This is a genomic window from Plantactinospora sp. DSM 117369 (assembly GCF_053764795.1).
Genome location: NZ_CM132446.1, coordinates 4,447,767 through 4,473,567, shown reverse-complemented (window position 1 = coordinate 4,473,567; position 25,801 = coordinate 4,447,767). Strand labels below are relative to the sequence as shown.

The 25,801-nt window shown below is 71.4% G+C and carries 22 protein-coding genes; 12 read left to right on the top strand and 10 right to left on the bottom strand.

The window, feature by feature from the left end; all coding sequences use genetic code 11:
- Positions 1 to 62: 62 nt before the first annotated feature.
- The 5 genes from ACSMXO_RS19330 to ACSMXO_RS19310 all read right to left on the bottom strand — a co-directional run bounded on the left by ACSMXO_RS19330 (position 63) and on the right by ACSMXO_RS19310 (position 6,107).
- Positions 63 to 1,148, bottom strand: a complete 1,086-nt coding sequence (locus tag ACSMXO_RS19330; RefSeq protein ID WP_455418826.1) for a branched-chain amino acid ABC transporter permease — start codon at positions 1,146 to 1,148, stop codon at positions 63 to 65.
- 346 nt (positions 1,149 to 1,494) lie between these two features.
- Positions 1,495 to 2,355, bottom strand: coding sequence for a branched-chain amino acid ABC transporter permease (locus tag ACSMXO_RS19325; protein WP_346257465.1), 861 nt, complete (start codon positions 2,353 to 2,355; stop codon positions 1,495 to 1,497).
- Between the two features lie 34 nt (positions 2,356 to 2,389).
- Positions 2,390 to 3,661 (bottom strand): ABC transporter substrate-binding protein, encoded by a 1,272-nt coding sequence (locus ACSMXO_RS19320; protein WP_455418825.1) that lies wholly within the window; start codon positions 3,659 to 3,661, stop codon positions 2,390 to 2,392.
- A 128-nt stretch (positions 3,662 to 3,789) separates the two neighbouring features.
- Complete coding sequence (locus ACSMXO_RS19315; RefSeq protein WP_455418824.1) at positions 3,790 to 5,121, bottom strand: hypothetical protein; 1,332 nt, start codon at positions 5,119 to 5,121, stop codon at positions 3,790 to 3,792.
- 224 nt (positions 5,122 to 5,345) lie between these two features.
- Positions 5,346 to 6,107: a LamB/YcsF family protein gene (locus ACSMXO_RS19310; protein ID WP_346257462.1), complete on the bottom strand. Its 762-nt coding sequence runs from the start codon at positions 6,105 to 6,107 to the stop codon at positions 5,346 to 5,348.
- Positions 6,108 to 6,256: 149 nt separating this feature from the next.
- On the opposite strand from ACSMXO_RS19310, the gene ACSMXO_RS19305 reads away from it, so the two are divergent.
- Complete coding sequence (locus tag ACSMXO_RS19305; protein ID WP_346257461.1) at positions 6,257 to 6,964, top strand: GntR family transcriptional regulator; 708 nt, start codon at positions 6,257 to 6,259, stop codon at positions 6,962 to 6,964.
- Positions 6,965 to 7,117: 153 nt separating this feature from the next.
- Here the strand turns inward: ACSMXO_RS19305 and ACSMXO_RS19300 are convergent, their stop codons facing one another.
- From ACSMXO_RS19300 to ACSMXO_RS19290, 3 genes are all read right to left on the bottom strand, one after another.
- Positions 7,118 to 8,593 (bottom strand): hypothetical protein, encoded by a 1,476-nt coding sequence (locus ACSMXO_RS19300; RefSeq protein WP_455418823.1) that lies wholly within the window; start codon positions 8,591 to 8,593, stop codon positions 7,118 to 7,120.
- Positions 8,594 to 8,700: 107 nt separating this feature from the next.
- Positions 8,701 to 9,078 (bottom strand): VOC family protein, encoded by a 378-nt coding sequence (locus tag ACSMXO_RS19295; protein WP_455418822.1) that lies wholly within the window; start codon positions 9,076 to 9,078, stop codon positions 8,701 to 8,703.
- Positions 9,079 to 9,163: 85 nt separating this feature from the next.
- Positions 9,164 to 10,351: a metallophosphoesterase gene (locus tag ACSMXO_RS19290; RefSeq protein ID WP_455418821.1), complete on the bottom strand. Its 1,188-nt coding sequence runs from the start codon at positions 10,349 to 10,351 to the stop codon at positions 9,164 to 9,166.
- A gap of 207 nt (positions 10,352 to 10,558) precedes the next feature.
- On the opposite strand from ACSMXO_RS19290, the gene ACSMXO_RS19285 reads away from it, so the two are divergent.
- The 6 genes from ACSMXO_RS19285 to ACSMXO_RS19260 all read left to right on the top strand — a co-directional run bounded on the left by ACSMXO_RS19285 (position 10,559) and on the right by ACSMXO_RS19260 (position 17,730).
- Positions 10,559 to 10,951 carry a DnaJ family domain-containing protein gene (locus ACSMXO_RS19285; protein ID WP_346257457.1) on the top strand — a complete coding sequence of 131 codons (393 nt, stop codon included), beginning with the start codon at positions 10,559 to 10,561 and terminating at the stop codon, positions 10,949 to 10,951.
- A gap of 488 nt (positions 10,952 to 11,439) precedes the next feature.
- Positions 11,440 to 12,729, top strand: a complete 1,290-nt coding sequence (locus ACSMXO_RS19280) for an ABC transporter substrate-binding protein (protein WP_455418820.1) — start codon at positions 11,440 to 11,442, stop codon at positions 12,727 to 12,729.
- Positions 12,730 to 12,783: 54 nt separating this feature from the next.
- Entirely contained in the window at positions 12,784 to 13,749 is a 966-nt protein-coding gene (locus ACSMXO_RS19275; RefSeq protein ID WP_346257455.1) for a carbohydrate ABC transporter permease, read from the top strand.
- The gene (locus tag ACSMXO_RS19270; protein ID WP_346257454.1) at positions 13,746 to 14,645 is read left to right on the top strand and encodes a carbohydrate ABC transporter permease; all 900 of its coding nucleotides are present in this window, start codon (positions 13,746 to 13,748) and stop codon (positions 14,643 to 14,645) included. The genes ACSMXO_RS19275 and ACSMXO_RS19270 overlap by 4 nt, the downstream gene beginning before the upstream one ends.
- A gap of 92 nt (positions 14,646 to 14,737) precedes the next feature.
- Complete coding sequence (locus tag ACSMXO_RS19265) at positions 14,738 to 16,738, top strand: arabinofuranosyltransferase (RefSeq protein WP_455418819.1); 2,001 nt, start codon at positions 14,738 to 14,740, stop codon at positions 16,736 to 16,738.
- Positions 16,739 to 16,905: 167 nt separating this feature from the next.
- Positions 16,906 to 17,730, top strand: coding sequence for an RNA methyltransferase (locus tag ACSMXO_RS19260; protein ID WP_346257597.1), 825 nt, complete (start codon positions 16,906 to 16,908; stop codon positions 17,728 to 17,730).
- A gap of 62 nt (positions 17,731 to 17,792) precedes the next feature.
- On the opposite strand, the gene ACSMXO_RS19255 is transcribed toward ACSMXO_RS19260, so the two are convergent.
- Positions 17,793 to 19,919, bottom strand: a complete 2,127-nt coding sequence (locus ACSMXO_RS19255) for an MMPL family transporter (protein WP_455418818.1) — start codon at positions 19,917 to 19,919, stop codon at positions 17,793 to 17,795.
- Positions 19,920 to 20,201: 282 nt separating this feature from the next.
- Between ACSMXO_RS19255 and ACSMXO_RS19250 the strand changes: the two genes are divergently transcribed.
- The 4 genes from ACSMXO_RS19250 to ACSMXO_RS19235 all read left to right on the top strand — a co-directional run bounded on the left by ACSMXO_RS19250 (position 20,202) and on the right by ACSMXO_RS19235 (position 23,738).
- Positions 20,202 to 21,503 carry a sensor histidine kinase gene (locus tag ACSMXO_RS19250; RefSeq protein WP_455418817.1) on the top strand — a complete coding sequence of 434 codons (1,302 nt, stop codon included), beginning with the start codon at positions 20,202 to 20,204 and terminating at the stop codon, positions 21,501 to 21,503.
- Positions 21,455 to 22,099 (top strand): response regulator transcription factor, encoded by a 645-nt coding sequence (locus ACSMXO_RS19245; protein ID WP_346257450.1) that lies wholly within the window; start codon positions 21,455 to 21,457, stop codon positions 22,097 to 22,099. Before ACSMXO_RS19250 ends, ACSMXO_RS19245 begins: the two co-directional genes overlap by 49 nt.
- Before the next feature lie 209 nt (positions 22,100 to 22,308).
- A complete protein-coding gene (locus ACSMXO_RS19240; protein ID WP_346257449.1) occupies positions 22,309 to 23,514 on the top strand; it encodes a cytochrome P450 in 1,206 nt (401 codons plus the stop codon).
- Positions 23,511 to 23,738 carry a ferredoxin gene (locus ACSMXO_RS19235; RefSeq protein WP_346257448.1) on the top strand — a complete coding sequence of 76 codons (228 nt, stop codon included), beginning with the start codon at positions 23,511 to 23,513 and terminating at the stop codon, positions 23,736 to 23,738. Before ACSMXO_RS19240 ends, ACSMXO_RS19235 begins: the two co-directional genes overlap by 4 nt.
- A 145-nt stretch (positions 23,739 to 23,883) precedes the next feature.
- On the opposite strand, the gene ACSMXO_RS19230 is transcribed toward ACSMXO_RS19235, so the two are convergent.
- Positions 23,884 to 24,735 carry an alpha/beta fold hydrolase gene (locus tag ACSMXO_RS19230; RefSeq protein WP_455418816.1) on the bottom strand — a complete coding sequence of 284 codons (852 nt, stop codon included), beginning with the start codon at positions 24,733 to 24,735 and terminating at the stop codon, positions 23,884 to 23,886.
- A 214-nt stretch (positions 24,736 to 24,949) separates the two neighbouring features.
- On the opposite strand from ACSMXO_RS19230, the gene ACSMXO_RS19225 reads away from it, so the two are divergent.
- Positions 24,950 to 25,726, top strand: a complete 777-nt coding sequence (locus ACSMXO_RS19225; protein WP_455418815.1) for an alpha/beta fold hydrolase — start codon at positions 24,950 to 24,952, stop codon at positions 25,724 to 25,726.
- Positions 25,727 to 25,801: the final 75 nt, after the last annotated feature.

The window sequence follows — 25,801 nt, the reverse complement described above, 5'->3', positions numbered from 1 at the left end:
CCCCACCTCGTCCGACCCGTCGGGGCCGTGACCCGGCCACCCGCTGTTCCCGCCGCACCTGGTCACGACTTCACCTCAGCAGACCCGGCCGGCTCCGGAGCGGCTTTCCCGGCACGGGTACGGCGCAGCCGCCGGGCGATCGGCGCCCAGAGCCGCTGCCCGATGGCGAGCAGGCCGCCCGGCTCGGTGATCGAGACCAGCACGATCAGCGCGCCGTAGAGCAGCAGGTCGATCGAGCGGCCGCTGCCGGAGAACTCCTGCCGGGTGACGTCCTGGACGAAGACCAGCACCCAGGCGCCGAGCAGCGGCCCCCAGAACCGGCCGACCCCGCCGAGCACCGCCATCAGGGTGAACGACACCGACAGGTCCAGGCCGAGCCCGGAGGGCGGGTCGACGAAGAGCACGTACATCACGTAGTAGCCGCCGGCCAGCGCGGTGACCGCGCCGGAGAGCGCCGCGGCGGCGAGCTTGTAGCGGTGCACGTTGATCCCGACCGCCGCCGCGGCCTCCTGGTCGTCCCGGATGGCCCGGACGTAGTTGCCGGCCCGGCCGCGCAGGAAGAGCCAGACCGCCAGCGCGGCGAGGCAGAAGAAGCCGAGCGCCACGTAGTAGTACGGCCGCTTGTCCAGCAGCGAGAACTGGAGGTTGGCCAGGGACTGCTCGACCACCGGCAGTTCCCAGCCGTTCGCCTGGCCGAGCCCGGGGAGGTTGGTGACCAGGATGAAGACGATCTCGGCGACCGCGATGGTCGCGATGGAGTAGTAGTGGTGCCGCAGCCGGAAGCAGGGCCAGCCGACGGCGGCGGCGAGCAGCGCGGCCAGCGGCAGGGAGAGCGCGATCGCCAGCCAGGGCGACCAGCCCTGCCCGACCAGCAGCGCGGTGGTGTAGGCGCCGGTGCCGAAGTAGAGCGCGTGCCCGAAGGAGATCTGCCCGGTGTAGCCGCCGAGCAGGTTCCAGCCGGTCGCCGCGATCCCGAAGGTCAGCGCCAGGATGCCGATGTTGTGTGCCGCCGAGTCCGCGAAGACCAGCGGGTACCCGGCCAGCGCCGCCAGGATCACCACGGCGGTGCTCCAGGACGGCAGTCGCCGAGCCGCCGCGACGGGCAGCCGGGCCGGCGGGGGCCGGTCCAGTACGGTCGGGGCGCTCATCAGAAGCCGCCCGAGAAACCCCTGGCTTCAGCCATGGGAAGGAAAGGGCGGTCAGGCGTTGCGTTGGTTGTCGGCATGGCGTCGACTCCTCTGCGGGACCAGAACTGTCGGATGCGGCTGGGATGCTCGCGGGCGCGGAAGAGGTGGTGCACCTTCGGAGTCTTCCGGTGCCACAGTTGCGGATATACCGCGTGTCGGAATCGGAACGCCGCGAGGACGATCCTCGCCACGGCAGAGCGCGACCGTGCTGGCGCCGACGACGTAAGACACGCGATCACCTCCTTCCAGGAGGGCGGTCGGGTACGGTCTGAGCCAGGAATCCCCCGGCTTCAGCCGTCGGGAAGCGTTATCTGGTCCCCAGCAGTCCCTGCGGTCGCAGCAGTACGACCACCAGATAGAGGGCGAGCGCGGCGGCGAGGGTGTAGCTCGGGGCGTACAGCCCGACGACGCCCTGGGCGACTCCGACCAGCAGGCCGGCCAGGGCCGCCCCGGTGATGCTGCCGAAGCCGCCGAACGCGACCACCACGAAGGCCATCAGCACGAAACTCACCCCTGCGGTGGGCGAGGCGGAGTAGGAGTTCATCAGCAGCGCTCCGGCGACGCCGGTGGCCAGGCCGGCGATCACCCAGCAGAGCGCGTACATCTTGCGCGGGTCGATGCCCATCAGCGAGGCCGCCGCCGGATCCTCCCCGGCGGCCCGTACGGCGCCGCCGAGCCGGGTCCGGTTCATGAAGTACGCGACCGCGCCGGTGGCGAGCAACGCGCCGACCGCCATGATGACCTGCGGTCCGCCGATCACCACCGGGCCGATCTCCCAGCGCAGCCCGGCGGCCCAGGGCCGGGGCACGGTCCGGGTGTTCGGGGTCCAGAGGAACTGGGCCAGCCCGCGCAGGAACACCTGCAACCCGAAGGTGACGATGACCTGGGCCAGCGGGGACTTGCCGAGCACCCGGCCGACCGCGCCGAAATACATCAGCGCGCCGGTGAGTGCGATCGACACCCCGGCGAGCGGGATCGACAGCAGCGGGTCGAGGCCGAGCAGCGACCAGGCGAAGAACGAGGTGTACATGCCGAGCATGACCATCTCGCCGTGCGCGAAGTTGATCACGTCCATCACGCCGTAGATAAGGGTCAGGCCGACCGCGACCAGCGCGAAGACCGCGCCGATCAGCAGCCCGTTGACCACCGACTGGAGCAGGTCGGTCATGCCGCCTCCCCGGGGTGCCCGCCGGTCCGCCGGCTCACTGCTGGGCCCGGTTCATCGGCCAGATCGGCGCGACCGAGGAGAGCTCGGCCGGGAAGACGACCCGGTACTTCCCCTCGATCATCTGCTCCACCACCCCGGCGGCACCGGTGTTCTGTCCCTTGTCGTCGAACGTGATCCCGGTCCACGGCATGATCGTCTTCTCACCGGGGATGTTCAGCCCGCGCAACGCGTCCCGGATCTTCGCCGGCTCGACCGACTTGGCGGTGTCGATCGCCTGCGCCAGCGCCAGTACGGCGGTGAAGGCCCGCGCCGAGTTCTCGGTCATCGGGGCGCCGTACCGCTGCTGGAACAGGTCCGCCACGGTCTTGGCGGCCGGCCGCTTCTCGGCGATCTCGCCGGACCAGGCCGCCCGGGTGGACGCACCGTTGGCCAGTGCCCCGAGGCCGGTGGCGAACGCCGGGTCGGCGAACCCGGTGCCGTAGGCGAGCAGCGCCGGCGGGTAGTAGTTCAACTGGTCCAGCGTCTTCATCAGCTTGATCGCCGCGTCGGTGTACGCGAGCACGAAGAGCACATCCGGGTTCTTGCCGCGCACCTGCGCCACCTGGGAGCCCAGGTCGGCAGCGCTCGGGTCGAACCCGACGTTGACGGTCACCGGCAGGCCGGCCTCGGCGGCGACCTTCTCGGTCACCCCGGCGCCGTCGTTGCCGAACTGGTCGTTGCTGTGGAAGACGCCGACCGAGCGGATCTGGGCGCCGGCCGCCTGCCGGGCCTTGAGGTAGTCGAACATCGACCGGGCGAAGGTCTCGTCGGTCGGCCCGGTCCGGAAGAACCATTTCAGGCCCCGCTCGGTGAGCGCCACCGACGTGGACGCCTCACTGACGAACGGTACGCCGAGCCGCTCGGCCCGCTGGCTGGCGGTCAGCGTCACCCCGGACTGGTACGAGCCGATCACCGCGGCCACCTTCTCGCCGGTGACCAGCCGGTCGACCTCTCCGGCCCCCACCTCGGGCTTGCCCTGGGTGTCGCCGGTGATCAGCTTCACCGGTGCGCCGCCCAGCCCGGGCAACCCCGTGCCGGGCCCGAGCGGCAGGTCCAGCCCGGGGTGGTCGTCGTTGATGACCTCGACCGCCAGTTCGGCGCCGTGCAGCACGTCGGTGCCCTGGGTGGCGTTGGGTCCGCTGAGCGGCCACAGTCCGGCGAGCTTGACCTCGTCGGTCGCGCCGGCACCGTCGGATCCGCCGCAGCCGGCGAGCGCGGCGGTGAGGACGACTGCCGCCGCGATGCTGGTGATCTTGCGCATGGTCATGCCTTTCTAGGCGAAGACGATGGCGAAGGCCCGGCGCCGTCCTTCTCGGGGCGCGCAGCGGGGTCTTCGAGATGGAGGTGTGCCGGCCGGGCCCGGGGGTTGCCGGTACCCCGGGCCCGGCCGACGGCTCAGGAGACGGCCGCGCCCGCGGCCTTCACCAGGGCGACGGTCTGCTCGATGGTCTGCGCGCGGTCGGCGGCGAACGGCGCGTCGATGATGTCCAGCGGGTTCTGCGGATACACGAGCGAGGAGATATGCAGGTGCCCGCCGGGGACATCGGTGGCACCGAGGGCGAGTCGCAGCCGGTTCGACCGGTACATGCTCTCGTTGGAGAGGTAGTTTCCGCCGCCGCCGGCCTGCGCCTGCGCGTCCGGGGAGGGGCCGTTGTCGTGGCAGGAGACCTTGGTCGGGTCCGGCCTGGTGTTCCCGGTCCACTCGCAGATCCGCGGGTTGAGCGCGGTCGGCCAGGGCGTCGTGCCGGCGTCGATCATCTGCTGGTACGGCAGGGTCGTCTCGATGAACTCCGGATCGGTGGCCGGCTGCGGCCAGTTGGTCACCTGCGGGACGAGTTCGGCGGTGCCCTCGTTGTTGTTGTCCGGGCTGCCGCCGCGCCAGGCCCCGGCCCACTGCTCGATGGCCATCCGGGCCCGGCCGCCCTGGCTGATCGTCATGATCAGGTCGGCGCGCTCCCGGCTGTTCCGGGTCAGGTGCGGCCCGAAGGCGTCCTCGACGTAGCCGAGGTCGAAACCGCTCCAGGTCACCGGCAGCGAGACGGCCTGGATCTGCACGGTCCGGTCACCGACCCGGTATTCCTGCCCGTCCAGTTGCAGCGCCGAGGCGCCGGACGGGTTGGACCGGCGGATCTCCCCGTTGAGCTGGTACGGGTCGAAGCCGCTGACCAGCACCCGGGTCACCGAGCGGCTGGTCGAGAAGTCGGTCGACGAGATGCCCCGGGAGGCGTACTCGAAGGTCTTCAGCAGGGCCGCCCGGATCGTGTCGGTGAGCCGGAACCGGGGCGTCCACTGTCGAAGGTCACGGGTGGCGGTCAGCCGCGACCAGTAGAGCGGGCGGTCGTCGTACCGCTCGATGCTGCCCATCCAGCGCGTGCCCTGGGCGCGCTCGACGGCGGTCCGCCACAGCTCGGCACCGCGGGACCTGAGCAGCTTGTCGGCCTGGTCAACCGACCGCACCCCGCACAGCTCGGCGGTGAGCCGGGTGACGAACGGGGTGAAGCCACCGACCTCGATCAGTGTGCTCGGCACCTGCACCCCGCCCGGCTGGGCGGGCGTGTCGATCCGGGTCTCCTCGTACGTCGTCGGGCGGGTGCGGTCGTAGCACTCCCCCGCCGGGCCGGCGTCCCCGGCGGGCTGCGCTCCGGCGGTGCCCGGCATGAGCAGCAGGGCGGCACCGATGCCCGTGGCGGTGATCAGCCTCAGCCGGCCGCGTACACTCTGAGTCAACTTCTGCACATCCAAGGTGATCTTCGACCTTTCCTCGATAGCCGCGCCGGTTCCGGATCTGGAAGGCCAACCGGAAGGTGGAGCCGGCGCATCACTTGGTTGAGGCGGCCGCCCGCGGCATCGGGCGGCAGCCGTTGAGGTGCGGGAGCCGGTGACCGTCGGCGCGGTGGCAGCCGGGCCGACGGTCACCGATCCAGCGGGCGTGCTGGTGGTTCGGCGGAAGGTCAGACGAACGAGGCGAGGCTGACGCCCGCCTCCTGCAATGCGGTGCGCACCTGGCGGGCCAGTTCGACCGCCCCCGGGGTGTCGCCGTGCACGCAGATCGACCGGGCGCGTACCGACACCGGGGCGCCGTCGACGGCCGTCACCTGCCCGGTGGTGGCCATCTTGACGCAGCGCCGGGCGACCGCGTCCGGATCGGTGACCAGCGCCCCTGGACTGCCGCGCTTGGCCAGGCTGCCGTCGGCCTGGTAGCCACGGTCGGCGAACGCCTCCCGGACGGTCTTCAGCCCCACCTCGTCGGCCTGGCGCAGCAGTTGCGAGCCGGGCAGGCCGAGGATCGGCAGACTCGGGTCGTACGCGGAGACGGCGGTGACCACCGCGGCGGCCTGCGCCTGGTCGGTCACGGTGCGGTTGTAGAGCGCGCCGTGCGGCTTGACGTACCGGACCCGGCCGCCCTCACTGCGGGCGATCCCGTCCAGCGCGGCGAGTTGGTAGAGCACGTCGTCGGAGAGCCGGTCGGGCTCGATGTCGATGGCCCGGCGGCCGAAGCCGGCCAGGTCCCGGTAGCCGACGTGGGCACCGATGGAGACGTCCCGGCTGATCGCCTCGGCGCAGACCCGGCGCATGATCGTCGGATCGCCGCCGTGGAAGCCGCAGGCGACGTTCGCGCTGGTCACGACGGAGAGCAGTGCCATGTCGTCGCCCAGCTGCCAGACCCCGAAGCCTTCGCCGAGGTCACTGTTCAGATCGAGGATGACCGACATCGCACCTCCTGGGGGACTGTGGTGAACGCCGTGAGTTCAGGTTGGCAGACTGTTGAACAATCCGTCAATGGTCATGTTGACTTGTACCCTCGTCGCATCATGGACCTTCTCTCGATTGTGGGCCCGACGGCATGAAGGACAATGACCGGGTGACGTGGCTGGCGAAGCTCCAGGACGACCGCTCTTTGATCACCCGGGCGAGCACCGCGCAGCGGGTGGCGGAGATACTCCGGGCGCGGATCACCGAAGGGGCCCTGCTGCCGGGCACCCGGCTCTCCGAGGAGATGATCGGGGCGGCGCTCGGGGTCTCCCGCAACACGCTGCGGGAGTCGTTCCGACTACTGATGCACGAACGGCTCGTCGTGCACGAACTCAACCGGGGCGTCTTCGTCCGGGTGCTCGACGTGCAGGACGTGGTCGACATCTACCGGGTCCGCCGGGTGCTGGAGTGCGCGGCCATCAGCAACGCCGGCAACAGCTCCGCCGAGGCGCTGGAGGCGCTGGAGGCCGCGCTGGTGGAGGGCGAGCAGGCGGCGGCGCAGCAGCGGTGGTTCGACGTCGGTACCGCCAACATGCAGTTCCACCAGGCCATCGCCGGCCTGACCGGCAGTCCCCGGATCGAGGAGATCATGCGCCAGGCGCTGGCCGAGATCCGGCTGGCGTTCCACGTGATGGCCGCGCCGCAGACCTTCCACCAGCCCTATCTGGAACGGCACCGGGAGTTGCTGGAGCTGATCCGCGGTGGCGAGGTGGAACGGGCGCACGCCGCGCTCGACGACTACCTGCGCACCGCCGAGCGGCAGCTCGTCGACGCGTACGCCGACGGAGTGCCGGAGAGCGTGGCCGCGCGCCGCTGAGCGCCCCTCGGCCACGGCTCTCCGGGCGCGGGCAGATGTCCGATGAGCGTGATACCACCGAGTTGTCAGGACTGGCTGCGTGGGATCACCGCCGAAACGCCGACGCCCGCGCGGGTGGGACCGCCGCGTCGGCGGGGTGGCCGGGGAAGGCGGTCAGACGGTGTGCAGCGCGTACACCCCGGCGTCGGTGCCGACTCCGGCCGTGCCGCCGAGGGCGGACCACGCGCTGCCGTTCCAGCCCGCGACGTGGTTCACCGCAATCCCGCCGGCCCGGGTGAAGAAGCCCCCGGCGATCAGGCGGCCATTGTGGACGGCCAGGGCCAGCACGATGTCCTCGGTGCCACCGCCCAGCGCGGACCACCCGGAGCCGTCCCACCGGGCCAGGTAGTTCGCTGCCGCCCCGCCCGCCTCGGTGAAGGTGCCGCCGATGACCAGCGCCGCGCCGAAGACGGTGAGGGCCCGCCCCTCCGCGTTCAGCCCGGCACCGAGGGCGGCCCACCCGCCGCCGGTCCACTCGGCCACGTAGCCGGCGGCGGTGCCGCCAGCCTGGGTGAACCCACCCGTGGCCACCAACGCGCCGTCGAAGACGGCCAGCGCCAGCACGTCGCCGTTGAAGCCGGTGCCGAGCGTCGACCACGCGCTGCCGGTCCACCGGGCGATCCGGTTGGCCGCCGTGCCGCCGGCCTGACTGAACCCGCCGCCGACGATCAGCGCGCCGTCGTGCACGGTCAGGTCCCAGACCGAGGGTACGTCCACTCCGGTGCCGCCGGACCCGGTCAGTGGCCACCACTCGGCGCCGTCCCACCGGGCGATGTGGTTGACGGTCACCCCGCCGGCCCGGAGGAACTGGCCACCGACGATCAGGTCCCCGTCGAAGACGGTCAGCGCGTCGACGAAGTCGAGCGAGGTGGTCATCACCCCGGTGCCGGCGGAGCCGGTCAACGGCGACCAGGTGGTGCCGTCCCAGCGCGCGATGCCGTTCACCCGTACCCCGCCGGCGGTGAGGAAGCTGCCGCCGGCGATCAGGTCGCCGTCGTAGACGACCAGTGCGGTGACCGAGCCGTCCGGCCCGCCGCCCAGCCTCGACCAGGCGGAGCCGTTCCAGGTGGCGAGGCGGTCGACCGCGGCGCCGCCGGCCTGGGTGAAGTTGCCGCCCGCGTACAGGCCGGGGGCGGCGGCCGCCCGGGTGTCGCCCGCGGACCAGCCGAACGCGGAGGTCTGCCGGAGTGCGCCGAGGTCCCGGGTCGAGCGGTGCAACACCGCCCCGGTGACGTCCCGGATCAGCAGTCGGATCGCGCCGGCCGCCTCGGCGGGCAGCGGCAGCGCGACCAGGTTCGCGCCGGTGTCGAGCACCCGGTCGGCCACCAGCGGGGTGTACCGCCCGGCGTTTCCCAGGGAGACGCTCAACGCCGCACCGGGCCGGCCCGGCCACCGGACGGCGAGTTGCGGGGTCTCGACCTCCCCGGCGGCGGGCAGCAGCGTCGCGTACAGCGCGTGATCGGGGGCGGCCGGCAACGACGGGGCGGTCGCGGCGGCCGACCGGTGCGGCGCGGCGCTCCAGGCACAGATCGCCGCCAGTGCGAACACGCAGAGTCCCCGCCGTAGGGTGGATGTGCCGAATACGGACATGCGCGCTCCCTCTGCCGGGTCCGCCCAAATCCGGTCGGATCCTGCCAGGGAAAATACACCAGCATCAATCTATGGGCAATTCGACCACCACCCGCTGGACGCTCGGGTCAGGCACGGCGGGTCGGGCGGTCGAGCAGGCAGAACTCGTTGCCCTCCGGATCGGCCAGTACGACGAACGGCTCGGTTCCGCGCTGCCCCACGTCCACCCGCCTCGCACCGAGAGTAATCAACCGTTCGACCTCCGCGACGGGGTCGCCCCGGTCCATCCCGAGGTCGACGTGCAGCCGGTTCTTGCCGACCTTCTCCGGCGCCGTGGGTTGCAGCCAGATGCTCGGCGCCGTGATCGGCGCCCCGTCCGGAGGCCACAGCTTCGCGCTGCCGTCGTCCCGTGGCTCGATCCGGTAGCCCAGCACCTCGGACCAGAACCGGGCCATCAGGTCGACGTCGCGCACGTCGAGGGTCCACTGGGCGATGCGACTGGTCACCGGGCCACCTCCGGCGGTGAGGAACTCCGTCGGTGCGACTCCTACCCCGACGGGCCGCCCGTCATGCCGGGGGCGACCGGGCGGCTCACGGGCGGCGCAGGGTCAGCAGGGTGATCTCGCTCGGTGCGAAGATCCGCAACGGCGGCCCCCAGAAGCCGGTGCCGCGACTGGTGTAGAGCCGGGTCCGGTCGCCGTGCCGGCTCAGCCCCCGCACGGCCGGCTGGTCGAGCCGGACCAGGAGGTTGAACGGCCAGATCTGCCCGCCGTGGGTGTGCCCGGACAGTTGCAGGTCGACGCCGTGCGCGACCGCCGCACCGACCTGCTTCGGCTGGTGGGCGAGGAGCACCACCGGCAGGTCCGGGTCGGCCCCGGCCAGCGCGGCGGCGTGGTCGGGACGGTGTCCGGGGCGCCCGGACGAGCCGGCGGTCGCGTCGTCGACCCCGGCCACCACCAGCCGGGAGCCGTTCCGCTCGACCACGAGGTGCCGGTTGTGCAGCGGCTCCCACCCGAGGTCCCGCATGTGGTCGAGCCAGCCCTGCGCCTCGCCGAAGTACTCGTGGTTCCCGGTCACGTACGTCCGGGCCAGCCGGGCACGCACCTGCCCGAGCGGCGCGGCCTGGGCCCGGCGTTGCGCGACGGTGCCGTCGGCGATGTCTCCGGTGTGGCAGACGATGTCGGCGTCGAGCTCGTTGACGGCGGCGACCACCCGCGCCGACCAGCCGGCCCGGTCGATCGGCCCGTAGTGGGTGTCGGTCAGCAGGACGATCCGGAGACCGTCCAGCCCCGGGCCGAGTCGACCGATCGGCACCTCCACGCGGCGGACCCGGGGCAGCCGCATGGCCTCGACGTACCCCCAGGCGAGCAGTACCACCGAGACGACCGCGACCGCGGCGGCGGTGATCCGGGACCGGGCCGGGTCGGCGACGCCGCCGACCGCCAGCCCGGCCCGCAGCAGGTTGCCGAGCGCCGCCCAGACGAAGAGCACCCAGACCACGCCGAGCAGGGTGTCGCCGGTCCGGGCCGCCCAGTCCCGCCCCCGGCCGTGCCCGAGGTACATCAGCACCGGAAACGCGACGAGGGCCACGGCGAACAGCGCCGTGCCGGCGGCGAAGAACGGGGTGGGCCAGTGCGCGCCGGCGGCGAGCAGCGTCCACCAGGGCACCCCGAACAGCAGCGCCAGGACGGCGGTCAGGGTCAGGCCGAACAGCAGTGGTCGCAGCAACCGCCGGGCGGGTGCGACCGGTACCGCGGGTGCCGCTTCGCTGGCTGACACGGCGGGAAACTCCTCAGCTCGGTCGGCGGGATCTCCGGGTACGCCGACGACATCGCCGCCCCGGGTGGGTGCAGCATGACACGGGCGGGGCCGCATCGACCACGTTGCTGAGCCCGCACACAGCAAAGGGGTGTTCCGCCGGGCCGGCCTAGGATTGGTGCGAGGACATATGCCCAGGCCGACGGGGGCGGGACGGGAGGACGATCGATGTCGAGCAGACACGAGTCCCGGGTCGAACGCCAGATCCGCGAGGCCCAGGAGCGCGGCGAGTTCGACAACCTCCCCGGAGCCGGCAAGCCGCTACCGGGACACGGCGGCACGTACGACGAAAACTGGTGGATCCGGGACTGGGTACGCCGGGAGAACCTGACCGACATCGGCCCGGCCTCGCTGCGGATCCGCAAGGAGGCGGAGCAGTTGCCACAGCGGCTGGCCCGGGAGTCGTCGGAGCCGGCGGTCCGGGCCATCGTGACCGCGCTCAACGAACGGATCGTGCTGGCCCGGCGCGGCCTGGTCGACGGACCGCCGGTGGTGCTGCCGACCTTCGACGTCGAGCGGGTCGTCGAGACCTGGCGCCGGCAACGAGGCGCCAGCGGCTAGCGCCCCCGCTACCGCGTCACCCGCCGGGACGATTCGACGGACCATTCGGCGTCACTTCTGCCTGGGGCCCACCGGGGCCGATACCGCCACATTAGCTACCCCTACGGTCGCCTTGTCGACCCGACCAACGGGCAAAGACATAGCGTCGGCCGTCGCTGAGTCCGGGTATCTGCGCCGCTCTCTCGGGATCGTCCAGCGAGGCGGCCCGGCGGCCGTACCCTAAACCGGTTCACGGCGAGCCCGCCCGCACCCTGTGGACCGGGGTTTCCGGGTCTCCCTCGCTGGTCACGCGGTATACATCGGAGGCTCCGCCTGAACCGGTTTATCCACTTAACAGTTCAGCTCCCCTAAGGCGTTGTCACGTCGTTGACACGGCTGTAACCCGCGTGTACGTTCCCTGCAAGTCGCGACGCCTATCCCACCCTCCCCGAGGCGCGCCACTACGCCCGTGCAATGTCAATGTGGACACCGAAAGGTGGGACGCGCATATGAGAAAGTACGGAATCGCCGGTGCCGCCCTCGCGCTCGTGCTGGCCGTGGCGACGGGCTGCGGCGGAGGCGACGACGAGGGCGGCAGCGACGGCGCCGTCACCGGCGAGATCACGGTGCTGACCCAGCGCACCGACATCGTCGACACCGTCTTCCAGGACTACAAGAAGACGTTCGAGGCGAAGTACCCGGGCACCACGGTCAAGTTCGAGGCGATCACGGACTACGAGGGCGAGGTCCGGATCCGGATGAACACCAAGGAGTACGGCGACGTGCTCCCCATCCCCAACTCGGTCACCGCCGACCTGCTGCCGACCTTCTTCGAGCCGCTCGGCACCGTGTCCGACCTGGAGAAGAAATACCGCTTCGTCCGCACCGAGCAGCGCTTCGAGGACAAGGTCTACGGTCTCGCCATCACCGGCAACGCGCAGGGCTTCGTCTACAACAAGAAGGTGTGGCAGCAGGCGGGCGTCACCGCGCCGCCGAAGACGCCGGAGGAGTTCCTCGGCGCGCTGGCCGCGATCAAGGAGAAGACCGACGCGATCCCGCTCTACACCAACTACAAGGACAAGTGGCCGCTGGGCCAGTGGGAGGGCAATCGCGGCGGGATCAGTGGCGACCCGGACGCGGCGATCAAGCTGGGCAAGGACGACGCCCCGTGGGCGCCCGGCAAGGAACACCACATCATGGACTCGCTGCTCTTCGACGCCGTACAGCGCGGGCTGACCGAGCCGGACCCGACGACCACCAACTGGGAGCAGTCCAAGGGCATGCTCGGCACCGGCAAGGTCGCCACGATGATGCTGGGCTCCTGGTCCATCGTGCAGATGCAGGACGCCGCCACCGCCAAGACGGACATCGGCTACCTGCCGTTCCCGACCCAGGTCGACGGCACGTTCCACAGTGTCATCAGCGGCGACTACAAGAACGGCATCAACGTCAACTCGAAGAACAAGGCAACCGCCCGGGCCTGGGTCGACTGGTTCGCCGACGAGTCGAACTACGCCGTCGACCAGGGCGGGATCTCACCGGTGATCGACCAGGCGATGCCGAGCACCCTGGCCGACCTGACCGCCGCCGGCACCGAGTTCATCGAATTCAACCCGGCGCCGAAGGGCGAGGAGGGGCTGGCCGAGAAGGTCGGCAACGCCGCCGAGATCGCGCTCTACGACGGCACGTACCGGCAGCGGATCGTGGACGCGGCGCGCGGCGCGCGGCGCGAGACCAAGGAACAGATCTTCGCCGACCTGAACAGGAAGTGGGCGGAGACGAGGTCGAAGGTCGGGTAGCGGCCGGCGCGACGACGAACGGCCCGGTCCGACCCGGAAGGTTTGTGTTCCTAGATGGCAACTCCGACGAACACCGCAAGTCGGTTCTCCGGGTCGACCGGTGCGCTGCCGCGGCGGAGGCTCGGTCCCACCGGCCCGCGCCGGCCGGTGCCGCGCCGGCGCAGGACCCTCACCCCGTACCTCTTCCTGCTCGTGCCGGTGGCGCTGCTCGCGGTCTTCACCTACGTCCCGGTGCTCAACATGTTCGGCTACAGCGTCACCTCGTGGAACGGCCTGAGCCCGAGCAAGGAGTTCGTGGGCGTCGACAACTACGTCGAGATCGCGACCCGCCCGGAACTCTTCGAGGTGCTCCGGGTCAGCCTCTACTACGTCGGCGCGTCGGTGCTGCAGATCGCGCTGGCGCTCTACTTCGCCACCGTGCTCAGCTTCAACGTCAGGTTCCGCAACCTCTTCAAGGGGATCATCTTCTTCCCTTACCTGATCAACGGCGTCGCGATCGCGATGGTCTTCCTCTACTTCTTCCAGCCCGGCGGCACCCTCGACTCGGCGCTGCGGGTCTTCGGGCTCGGCGACCTGTCGCAGCAGTGGCTCGGCGACCCGGACGTGATCAACTACTCACTCGCCGGTACGTCGATCTGGCGCTACCTGGGGCTGAACTTCGTACTCTTCCTCGGCGCCATCGGATCGATCCCGGCCCAACTCTACGAGGCGGCCGAGATGGACGGGGCGAACCGGTGGCACCAGTTCCGCTACCTGATCCTGCCCGGCATCCGGCCGATCGTCGGACTGTCGTTCGTCCTGGCGGTCTCCGGATCGCTGTCGGTCTTCGAGATCCCGTACATCATGACCGGCGGGGCGAACGGCAGCGAGACGTTCGTGATCCAGACCGTCGACATGGCGTTCAAGTACTACAAGGTCGGGCTGGCCTCGGCGATGGCCGTCGTACTCCTCCTGATCATCCTGCTGCTTACCTGGATCCAGCGCCGGGTCGTGCCCGACGAGAAGGTGAACCTGTCGTGAGCCTGCCCGCCCTCCGCTCCCCCGGCACACCACCGCGGCGACGGGCCCGGGCCGCCACCGGCCTGGGTACGCTCGGCGCCCGGATCGCGCTGACCCTCAAGTACGCCTCCCTCGTCGTCGCCTCCCTGGTGGTGCTGGCGCCGCTGCTGGTGCTGCTGATGGCCTCGTTGAAGACCAACGAGGAATTCATCAACGGTGCGCCGTTCGACCCGCCGGGGAACTGGTTCAACCTCGACAACTACGTCACGGCGTTCACCCAGGGCGGCATGCTGCGGGCCTTCGTCAACACGTCGATCATCCTGGCCGTGTCGCTGGCCGGTACGGTGCTGATCGGCTCGATGGCGGCGTACGCCCTGGACCGGTTCGAGTTCCGGTTCCGCAAGACCATCATCCTGCTGTTCCTGCTGGCCACCCTGGTGCCCGGGGTGACCACCCAGGTGGCGACCTTCCAGGTGGTGGAGAATCTCGGCCTGTTCAACACCAGGTGGTCGGCGATCGTGCTCTTCCTCGGCACCGACATCATCTCGATCTACATCTTCCAGCAGTTCCTCCGGGGGATTCCCCGGGACCTGGACGAGTCCGCCGCGATCGAGGGCGCCGGCCATCTCACGATCTATTTCCGGATCATCCTTCCCCTGTTGAAGCCGGCGATCGCGACCGTCGTGATCATCAAGGGGATCACCATGTACAACGAGTTCTACATCCCGTTCCTCTACATGCCGGACCGGGACCTCGGGGTCATCTCCACCTCGCTGTTCCGGTTCAAGGGACCGTTCGGGGCGCAGTGGGAGGTCATCTCGGCCGGGGTCATCCTGGTCATCGTCCCGACGCTGATCGTCTTCCTGCTGCTACAGCGCTTCATCTACAACGGGTTCACCAGCGGCGCGACCAAATGAACTCGGCCACCGGGTACGAGCGGCTCGGGAGTTGATCATCCCGCTACCCTACGAGGGCTCTCCTCTCCCTGACTTCTCCTGCTGGAGCCCATATGCAGCGCGCCCTCGACAATCCGGTCGAATCTCCAGAGCAGCCGGTCGGCCCCCCTACCGGCCCGGAGCAGCCCGACGCCGACCGGGGCCGGGCCGCTCCGGACTCCGCGCCGCACCAGGTCGACGAGCCGGCGACCACCCCGGGCGGACCGGACACCGGCGCCGTTTCGCCCGCCCGGACCGGGGTACGCCGAGGGCTCGTCGCGGTCAGACCGCTGCTCTTCGCCGCCGCGGTCGGGATTCTCGTGCTGGCGACCGAGGCGCTGGCCCAGGCCGCCAACTTCAACCCGTACTCCGGCCGGGTCCAGTACGGGATGCGGGCCGCTCCGATCGTCGTCGCCGTGCTCGCCGCGGGCTCCGTGTGGTGGGCCCGGCGCCGGGGACAGTCGTGGGACTCCGACCTGCTCCCGGCACTGTTCGGCGGGCTCGGCGCGCTGACCGTCGTGGTCGGCCTGCACGGCACCCCGTACGACCTGTACGCCCTCGACGGCGACCAGATGTTCCGGACCGAGGCGGTCACCCGGTTCGCCGACTCGTGGTGGGGCGCCGACTACACCTACCGCGGCCTGCCGGCGTACTACGCACCGGCGTACTTCTGGGTGCTGGGTCGGGCCGCCGACCTCGCCGGGCTGCCGCCGTGGTGGATGCTCAAGTACGGCAGCATCGCGGTCTCGTTCCTCACACCGCTGGTGTCGTACCTGCTGTGGCGCCGGGTGGTGACCGCCCGGGTCGCCGCGCTCATCTCGGCGACACCGCTGATCGTCCCCAACCTCACCGAGACGTACGCCTGGCTCGTCCTGGTCGCCCTGGTGCCGTGGTGGCTCCAGATCGGGCCCGGACTGACCCGGCCGGGCCTGCGGCGCTGGTCCCCGCTGCTGCTGGGCGCGATCGGCGCGGTGCTGTTCACCGTCTACTACTACTTCTTCTTCGTCCTGCCGATCGTGCTGCTCCTGCAACTCGCCTGGTCCCGCTGGCAGGGCCGGGTCAACTGGCGGGAGGTCGGCCGCCCGATGGGCATCCTCGGGATCGCCGCGCTCGGCTCGTCGCCGTACTGGGCGCCGCTGGCCTGGAACTTCCTCACCGCGCCGCACTTCGAGTCGCTGAACAACCGGTGGATCACGCTGAACTCGGGCAAGCTGGCCCTGCCGATGCTCGAACCGTCGGTGCTCGGCGTGCTGTGCCTGGTCGGCCTCGTCTTCCTGGTGGTGACCGCCCGGGAGGCACTGTCCCGGGCACTGCTCACCGTGCTCCTCGCGCTGTACGCCTGGCACGTGATCGGCTTCCTGTTCCTGGTCGCCGGCACGCCGCTGATGTCGTTCCGGATGCGCGAACTGGTGCCGACGGTGCTGCTGGCCGCGGCCGCGCTGGCGGCGGTCCGGGCGGTCCGGTACGCCGCCGGCAGATTCTCCGCCGAGCACGTCTGGCGGGTAGCCGCGACCCTCGGCGTACTGCTGGCGATCTTCGCCGGTGACCGCTTCGTCAACCTGGTGCTGGCGGACATCGGCAACGCGCACAACCGTGCCCTGCCGAACGGCGAGTTGCCGCCGTTCCACGAGCCCGACGCGAAGGCGTGGGGAACGCCGCCGGCCAAGCTGAGCGCGTTCATCGACGGCCGGTACCGGGGCACCGGGCATCCGGTCGTGCTGACCGGGCACTCCGACCTGATGGCGCTCAACCCGTACTACGGGTTCGTGCAGTGGAACGCCAACTACAGCCACCCGACCGCCCAGTTCAACCGACGGATCACCTTCCTCACGGAGCTTGCCCGGTCGGGCACCCCGGCCGAGTTCGCCGGTCGGCTCCGGGACAACCCGTACGACCGGATCGACGTGGTGGTGCTGCACGTCGTCGAAGATCGGCTGGTCTTCAGGTTCCACGCCGACGACTTCCCGTTCGGCACCGCCCGCCAGGAGATCAGCTTCCCCCGCAGGCTGGTGACGCCGGAGCACTTCGAGGTGGCCACGGTCAACGACACGCTCGTCGCGGTACTGCGGTCGTAGGCCGGGGCGGCCGGCGGTATCGTCGTCCGGTGCGTGCAGACGGCGTCGGCCGGAGCCCGGCCGGCCGGCCACGGACCTCCGCGCGGACCGACTCCCCCGACCGAGCCGGCCAGACCGACCGAGCCGGGTCGACCGGTCGGGCCGGCTCGGCGCGGGCGGGAAGGGCGCTGCGGGTCACCACCCGCAACGCCAGCTTCCAGCAGTGGTCGGCGCTGTTGACCAACCGGACGAAGCGGCAGCGGGCCGGCGAGTTCCTGGTGCAGGGTGTCCGGCCGATCAGCCTGGCGGTGCGGCAAGGCTGGCCGGTGCACGCCCTGCTGCACCTGGACGGGGTGCCGCTGTCCCGGTGGGCCCGGGACCTGCTCGACCAGACCACCGGCAGCCGGGTCGCGGTCGCCCCCGACCTGCTGCGGGAACTCGGCGGCAAGGACGAGGACCAGCCCGAACTGATCGCCGTGGTGGGTCTGCCGGCGGACCGGCTGGACCGGATCCCCACCGGACCGGACGCGCTGGTGGTGGTCTTCGACCGGCCCACCGCACCGGGCAACATCGGCACGCTGGTCCGCTCCGCCGACGCGTTCGGCGCCGCCGGGCTGGTGGTGGTCGGGCACGCCGCCGACCCGTACGACCCGAGGGCGGTCCGGGCCAGCACCGGCTCGCTCTTCGCGATCCCGGTGGTCCGTACCGGGTCGCACCGCGACGTGCTCGACTGGGTGACGGCGCTGCGCGGGCGCGGGCTGCCGGTGCAGGTCCTCGGCACCGACGAGGCCGGCGAGGTGGAGATCGCCGAACACGACCTCACCGGCCCCACCGTGCTGCTGGTCGGCAACGAAACCTCCGGGCTCAGCGCCGCCTGGCGGCAGTCCTGCGACCGGATGCTCCGGATCCCGATCGCCGGCTCGGCGAGTTCGCTGAACGCCGCGACCGCCGGCACGGTCGCGCTCTACGAGGCCGCCCGGCAGCGACGCGCCCGACCGGCGCCGCCCGGTTGACCTCCCTCCCCCGTGACGGAGGTGGTCGGCCGGGCGACGCCGGCAGTCGGCGGCAGCACTGGTCAGCGCGACACCACGGCCGCCGGGGCCGGATCGACCGATGTCGGCGCGGTCGGCGGCGCCGCGCGCCGGGACAGCCGGCCCGGCCACCAGGTGGCGGGTCCGACCGAGAGCGCCAGCGCCGGAATCAGCAGGCTGCGCACCAGGAACGTGTCGATGAGTACGCCGACCGCGACGATCACCCCGGTCTGCACCGACGGCACCAGCGGCATCACACTCAACGCGGCGAAGGTGGTCGCCAGCACCACCCCGGCGCTGGTGATCACTCCCCCGGTGACCGTCAGCGCGTGCAGTACGCCCCGCCGGTGCCCCAGCACGGCGACCTCCTCCCGGGCCCGGGTCATCAGGAAGATGGTGTAGTCCACGCCCAGCGCGACCAGGAACAGGAACGTCTGCAACGGCAGCGCCACCCAGAGCCTCGGGTGGCCCAGCGCGTCGAGGATCAGCCCGGCCGCACCCAGCGCGGCGATGTACGACAGCACCACGCTGGCCATCAGCAGCAGGGGCGCGACCAGTGCCCGGAGCAGCACCACCAGCACGAGGAAGACGACAAGCAGGATCAGCGGCATCACCACCCGGTCGTCCCGGGCGGTGACCCGGTCGGTGTCCAACTGGTACGCGGTCTCGCCGCCGACCAACGCGTCTGCACCGGGCACCGCCCGCAGCGCGGTACGCAGCCGGTCGACGCTCTCCTTCGCCGCCTCGGTGCCCGGGTCGTCGGCCAGTACCGCCGGAATCCGTACCCACCGGCCGTCGGCGGAGCGCTCCGCCGGGCCGACCTCGGCGATCCCGTCGACGCCCCGGGCCACCTGGGCCACCTGGTCGGCGCTGCCCGCACCGGCCACGATCTCCGCCGGCCCGAGCTGGCCGGCCGGCCAGTGCGTCTCGACCATCCGTTGACCGGTGACCGAACCGACCTCCCGGGTGAAGAACTCGTCACCGGGCAGGCCGATGCTGAGGTTGCCGATCCCGAGCACGAGTACCCCGAGCGCGAGCGTGCTGCCGATCCAGGTGGTCCGGGGCCGGCGCTCAACGAACCGGGCCACCCGGGCCCAGCCACGGTGGTCCTCGGCGACGTCGTGCCCGGCCAGGCCGGCCGTGTAACGGGGCACGAACGGCCAAAACACCCAGCGGCCGAAGAGCACCAGCACCGCCGGCAGCAGGGTGGCCATCGCGACCAGGGTGGCGGCGATGCCGACCGCACCGACCGGGCCAAGACCCCGGGTCGACGGCAGCTCGGCGGCGAGCAGGCAGAGTAGTCCGGCGCCGACCGTGGCGGCCGAGGCGCACATCGCCGGGAAGGAGCGGCGCAGCGCCAGCGCCATCGCCTCGTGCCGATCCTCGTGCCGCCGCAACTCCTCCCGGTACCGGGCGACGATCAGCAGCGCGTAGTCGATCCCGACGCCGAGGACCAGCACGGTCAGGATGTTCTGGCTCTGGAAGTCGACGGTGAGCCCGCCGTACTCGGCGAGCAGGTAGACCGCCGCGCTGGCCACCTGACTGGCCAGCCCGGCGGTGAGCAGCGGGATCAACCAGAGCACCGGACTGCGGTAGGTGACCAGCAACAGCAGCGCCACCGCGCCGATCGTGGCGAACAGCAGCGTGCTGTCCATCCCGCCGAACGCGTCGAAGAGGTCCCCCTCGGCCCCGGCCGAGCCGGTCAGCGCGGTACGCAGGCCGTCCGGCCCGCCGTCGCCCAGCCGCTGCCGGATCTCGCCGACCGCCGCCGACTGCGCCTCGTCGGTGCCGGCGAGCGGGAAGGAGAGCAGCAGCGCCCGGCCGTCGTCGCTGGGCAGCTCGGGCGGGACGATCCCGTCGACCGCGTACCGGGCGAACGCCGCCCGGTCGGCCGCGACCCTGGCCCGGTCGGCCCCGGTGAGGCCGGTGTCCCGGGCGTACACGGCGACCGCGACCAGCGCGTCCGGTCCGGGGAACGCGGCCTCGGCCCGCGCGGCCGCCCGGCTCGCCTCGGCACCGCCGGGCAGCGCGCCGAGATTGTCGTTCTGCTGTACCTCGGTGAGCTTGAGCGCGAGCGGGCCGACGACCGCGGCGATGACCACCCAGAGGGCCAGCATCGCGAACTTGGCGCGCCGACCGGCGACGACGCCGGCCAATGAACCTTTTTCCACCTCCCCTTGCGGTCCGGTGGACCGCGAGGTCGAACGCGGGGCGCGAGCGTCGCGCGGTTCAGCCGGAAAAGGGGTCAATCGGTGCCTGGACATGGCATGTTCCTCCCGGAACCTGGTATGGCTGCTGGTTCGACCGGCTGGCGTCGCGGCGGGCAGCGGGCCCGATCGGTCATGCCATCGATCCAACGGGCTGGCGGGGCCGGCGGCAGGGGTGGCACGTCCCGAACGACGGTGGTCTTAACACCACAGATCGGAGTCGGACGGGTCGACCAGAATGGGCCCATGGACTCCGCGACCACCGCCCGGCTACCACCGGGGCTCCGGCGCCGGCTCATCCAGGCCGGCCAGGCGCTGCTGCTCGCCGTACTCTCGGTCAGCGCCAACATCGCCCTGCTGGTGCTCTCGGTGCTCTCCCTCGTCTTCACCGTGCTGGGAGCGGGCTTCTTCGCCTTCCCGGCGGTGACCGCCGCGGTACGCGAGCTCGCCGGCCTCAACCGCCGGATCGCGGGGTGGTGGACCGGCCGGGAGGTGCCGAGCCCGTACCGGCCGCCGCCGGAGCGGATGACCGTCTGGTCCCGGTACCGGTGGGTGGTGACCGATCCGGCCACCTGGCGGGACCTGCTCTGGCTGCTGGCGTCGATACCGGCCGGGCTGGTGCTCGGGCTGCTCCCGGTCTGCCTGGTGGTCTACGGCCTGGAGGGGCTGCTCGGGGTGCCGGTGCTGCTCTGGGCCCTCGACGCCTGGTACGGCTACGGCGCGGTCTGGCCGGCCGACAGCCTGGGCAAGGCGCTGCTGGCGGTGCCGCAGGGTGCCCTGATCCTGCTCTTCGGCGTCTTCACCGGCGACCTGATCCACCGGATGCACGCCGGCTTCACCCGGGCGCTGCTGGCGCCGACCGCGTCGGCCGCGCTGCACCAGCGGGTCCGGCAGCTCACCGAGACGCGGTCGGAGACCGTCGACGCGCAGGCCGCCGAGCTGCGCCGGATCGAGCGGGACCTGCACGACGGGGCCCAGGCCCGGCTGGTGGCGCTGAGCATGAGCATCGGGCTCGCCGAGGAGCTGATGAGCCGGGATCCGGAGGCGGCCCAACGGCTGATGGCGGAGGCCCGGGAGGCCAGCGGGCAGGCCCTGGGCGAGCTGCGGGACCTGGTCCGGGGCATCCATCCGCCGGTACTCGCCGAGCGCGGGCTGGCCGGTGCGGTCCGGGCGCTCGCGCTGAAGCTGCCGCTGCCGGTGAAGGTCGACGTCGACCTGCCGGGCCGGCCGCTGGCCCCGGTCGAGTCGGCGGTCTACTTCACCGCGGCCGAACTGCTGGCCAACGTCGCCAAGCACAGCGCCGCGCGCACCGCCTGGGTACGGCTGCGGCACGGGGACGGCCGGCTGGTCATGGCGGTCGGCGACGACGGCGTCGGCGGGGCCGACCCGGCCGGCGGCAGCGGCCTGCGGGGGATCGAACGACGGCTCGCCGCCTTTGATGGCACGATGTTCGTGGCCAGCCCGCCCGGCGGGCCCACGACCGTGACCATGGAGCTGCCGTGCGAGTTGTCATCGCCGAAGACCTCGCCCTGCTCAGAGACGGGTTGACCCGGCTGCTCCAGGCGTTCGACTTCGAGGTGGTCGCCGCGGTCGACAACGGACCGGCCCTGCTGCCGGCGCTGCTCGACCACCGCCCCGACGTGGCGGTGGTCGACGTACGGCTGCCGCCGACCTTCACCGACGAGGGGCTCCAGGCGGCGATCGAGGCGCGTACCCGGATCCCGGGCCTGCCGGTCCTGGTGCTGTCCCAGCACGTCGAGCAGCTCTACGCCCGGGAACTCCTGGCCGACCGGACCGGTGCGATCGGCTACCTGCTCAAGGACCGGGTCTCCAATGTGGGCCAGTTCGTCGATGCGGTGCGGCGGGTGGCCGCCGGCGGCACGGTGATGGATCCGGAGGTCATCGCCGAGCTGCTGGCCAACCGCTCCGGCGCCGAGCCGCTGCACGCACTCACCACCCGGGAGCGGGAGGTACTCGGCCTGATGGCGGAGGGGCGGTCCAACGCGGCGATCGCGGGCCGGCTCTTCGTCACCGAGAAGGCGGTCAGCAAGCACATCAACAACATCTTCAGCAAGCTGGGCATGCCGCCGTCGGAGGACGACAACCGGCGGGTGCTGGCCGTGCTGACGTACCTGAACGCCTGACGGGTCAGCGGCGGTCCGCCACGACTGGCGGACGGAACCGGGCGGATGATCGTCCAATGTGACCAATGGAATTGATCAGTGTAATTCGCTACTATCCGCCATCAGTGCCTTACCCGGCGCCGATGGTCCGGTCGTACTGATCACCACGGGTCAAGCCGATCGTCACCGACCGTCGCGCCGACCGCGCCCGCTCGACGGAGGGATCCGAGATGACGGACAGCCGGCAGGTCACCGCCCGCCCGTACCCGTTCGCCGCCCCCGACCGGCTCAACCTCGACCCGCGCTACGCCCGACTGCGCCGCGACGAGCCGCTGGTCCGGGTACAGCTCCCGTTCGGCGAGGAGGCCTGGCTCGCCACCCGCTATGAGGACGTCCGGGTCGTGCTCGGCGACGCCCGGTTCAGCCGCGCTGCGGGGGCCGGGCGCGACCAGCCCCGGACCATGCCCCGGCAGCCGGAGCTGGGCATGCTCGGAATGGACCCACCCGACCACACCCGGCTGCGCCGGCTGGTGGCGAAGGCGTTCACCGCGCGCCGGGTGGAACTGCTCCGGACCCGTGCCCAGGAAATCGCCGACGGCCTGGTCGACGAGATGGTCAAGGCCGGTCCACCGGTCGACCTGGTCGAGCACTTCGCCACCCCGCTGCCGATCCAGGTCATCTGCGAGCTGCTCGGCGTCCCGTTCGCCGACCGGGACAGGTTCCACACCTGGTCGGAGGCGATCGTCTCGACCACCTCGCTGAGCCCGGAGCAGATCCAGGAATACCTGGACAGCCTCTGGGGCTACATCGGGGAACTGGTCGCGGTCCGCCGCCGGGAGCCGATCGACGACCTGCTCGGCGCGATGGTCCGTGCCCGGGACGAGAACGAGGACCGGCTCACCGAACAGGAGTTGGTGCAGCTCGCCGCCGGCCTGCTCGCGGCCGGGCACGAGACGACCGTGACCCAGATCCCGAACTTCGTCTACGTACTGCTGGAGAACCCGTCGGAGCTGGCCCGGCTGCGCTCGGATCCCACGCTGATCCCGAGCGCCGTCGAGGAGCTGATGCGCTACGTACCCCTCGGGGCGGCGGCCGCCTTCCCCCGGTACGCGACCGAGGACATCGAGCTCGGCGGCGTACTCGTCCGGGCCGGCGAGCCGGTACTGCCGGCGGTCGGCTCGGCCAACCGGGACGCCACGGTCTTCGCCGACCCGGACCGGCTCGACCTGGGCCGGGAAGTCAATCCGCACGTCGGCTTCGGCCACGGCGTGCACCACTGCGTCGGGGCGCAGCTCGCCCGGATGGAGTTGCAGGTGGCGATCGGTACCCTGGTCGGCCGCCTGCCCGGCCTGCGGCTGGCGGTACCGGAGCCGGAGGTGCCGTGGAAGAGCGGCCTGCTGGTACGCGGACCGCTCGCGCTGCCGGTGACCTGGTGAGCACCGCCTGGCGGGTCAGCGTCGATCCGCACCGCTGCATCGGCTCGGGGATCTGCGCCGGCATGGCGCCCGGGCACTTCCGGCTCGTCGACGGGTTCTCGACCCCGCTGGCCGAGACCGTCGACCCGGCCGACCCGGTGGTCGACGCGGCCGAGTCCTGCCCGGTCGAGGCGATCCTGGTACGGGACGCGAGCGACCAGCGGCTCATCGCCCCTGAGCCGTGACGGCCGACCGCGCCGACTCCTGACAGCCGACCGCCCTCGACCCTCGACGCTCGTCGCGCCCGGGTCGTGGCACGCACCGTCCGGCGCCGCGCGGCGCCGGACGGTCGGGTCGACCCGGACGACGGCCGCCCCGGGACGGACCTGCTCAGAGGAGCGCGTCGACGGGGGTCCTGATGAAGTCGAGCAACGCCTGGTTGATCTCGTCGGCATGGGTCCACGGGATGCCGTGCGGTGCACCCTTCAGGGTGACAAGCTGGCTGTTCGGCATCGCCGCGTGCATCCGCTGCCCGGTCACCGGATAGGGCAGTATCCGGTCCGCGTCGCCCTGGATGATCAACGCCGGTACGTCGATCCGGGGCAGATCCTGGCGGAAGTCGGTGAGCCAGGTGGGGATGCAGGCCAGCGTACCGATCGGCGAGGCGCTCACCGCCACGTTCCAGTTCATCCGGACCACCTCCTCGCTGACCCGTTTGCCGAGGTTCTCGTCGAGGTTGTAGAAGTCGTTCAGGAACGACGTCTGGTACCTGGCCCGGTCGGTGATCACACTCTGCATGAAGCCGTCGAAGAGGCTCTGGTCGACACCTTCCGGGTTGTCCTCCGTCTTGAGCAGGAACGGCGGGATCGGCGCGATGAAGACGGCCCGGTTCACCCGGGCGGAGCCGTAGTTCGAGATGTAGCGCGCCACCTCGCCAGTACCCATCGAGTGGCCGACGAGGATGGCGTCGGTGAGGTCCAGCTCGTTCATCAGGATGCTGAGGTCGGCAGCGAAGGTGTCGTAGTCGTAGCCCACCGCCGGCTGGCTCGACGTGCCGAATCCGCGACGGTCGTAGGTGATGGTCCGGTAGCCGGCGTTGAGCAGCGGGTTGATCTGTTTCTCCCAGGCCGCACCGCTGAGTGGAAAGCCGTGGATGAGCACGACCGGCTGCCCGGCGCCATGATCCTCGTAGTGCAGATCGATGGGCGCGGAGTTCTCCACGCCGACAGTCAGATAGGGCACCCGACTCTCCCCTTCCCCCGTGATTCGCCCGCCGCTGCCGGCGGGTGGCGTCGACCGGCACGCATCGGACGAGGGCATCGCGCGCTCGCCGACAATTGCGTGAATTGTCGAGTTTGCCGTCCTCGGCCAGCCTAGCGAGCCAGTCCGGACCAGACCGACGGGATGGCGATATTCGCTGGTGACTGCGGAGCCGGTCGGCCTAGGGTGTCCCCCGATGACCCTCTGCCACGATGTCGACGGCACCGGCCCGGCCGTACTACTGCTGCACTCCTCGGTCTGCGACCGCCGGATGTGGGATCCGCAGTGGCTCACCCTGCGCGACGCCGGATACCAGGTGATCCGCTGCGACTTCCGGGGCTTCGGCGAGACGCCGGTGCCGGATCGGCCGTACTCCGAGGCTCGGGACGTGCGCGACCTCCTGGACGCGCTCGGCGTGCAGCGGGTGGCGCTGGTCGCCGCCTCGTTCGGCGGCCGGGTCGGGCTGGAAGTCGCCGCCCGCTGGCCGGGCCGGGTGAGCAGCATGGCGCTGCTCTGCCCCGGCATGCCGGGGCATCGGCCAGGCCCGGATTTGGCGGACTTCGACCAACGCGAGGACGAGCTGATCGAGGCCGGCGACCTCGCGGCCGCCGTCGAGCTCAACGTCGCGACCTGGCTGGGGCCGGAGGCCGACGAGGCGACCCGGGATCGGGTACGCGACATGCAGCGGCACGCCTTCGAGGTGCAACTCGCCGCCGCCGAGGACGTTCCGCGTCTCGATCTCGGCGAGCCCGACCTCGGCCAGATCACCGCACCCTGCCTCACCGTTTCCGGCCGCCACGACCTGCCAGACTCCCGGCAGATCGCCGCCCGGCTACCCGAGCTGCTGCCGGAGGCGCGGCACCTCGAACTCCCCTGGGCCGGCCACCTGCCCAGCCTGGAACGACCCGCCGAGGTCGCCGCCCTGCTCGTCGACTTCCTCCGCGAGACCCTGCCGCACTCCGGCACGCGCTGACCCCCCGGCCACTGCCTCGCCAGACAGCGAACCGGGAGCGGGGTCGGACAGCGGAGCGGGCGGACCGATCGCCGG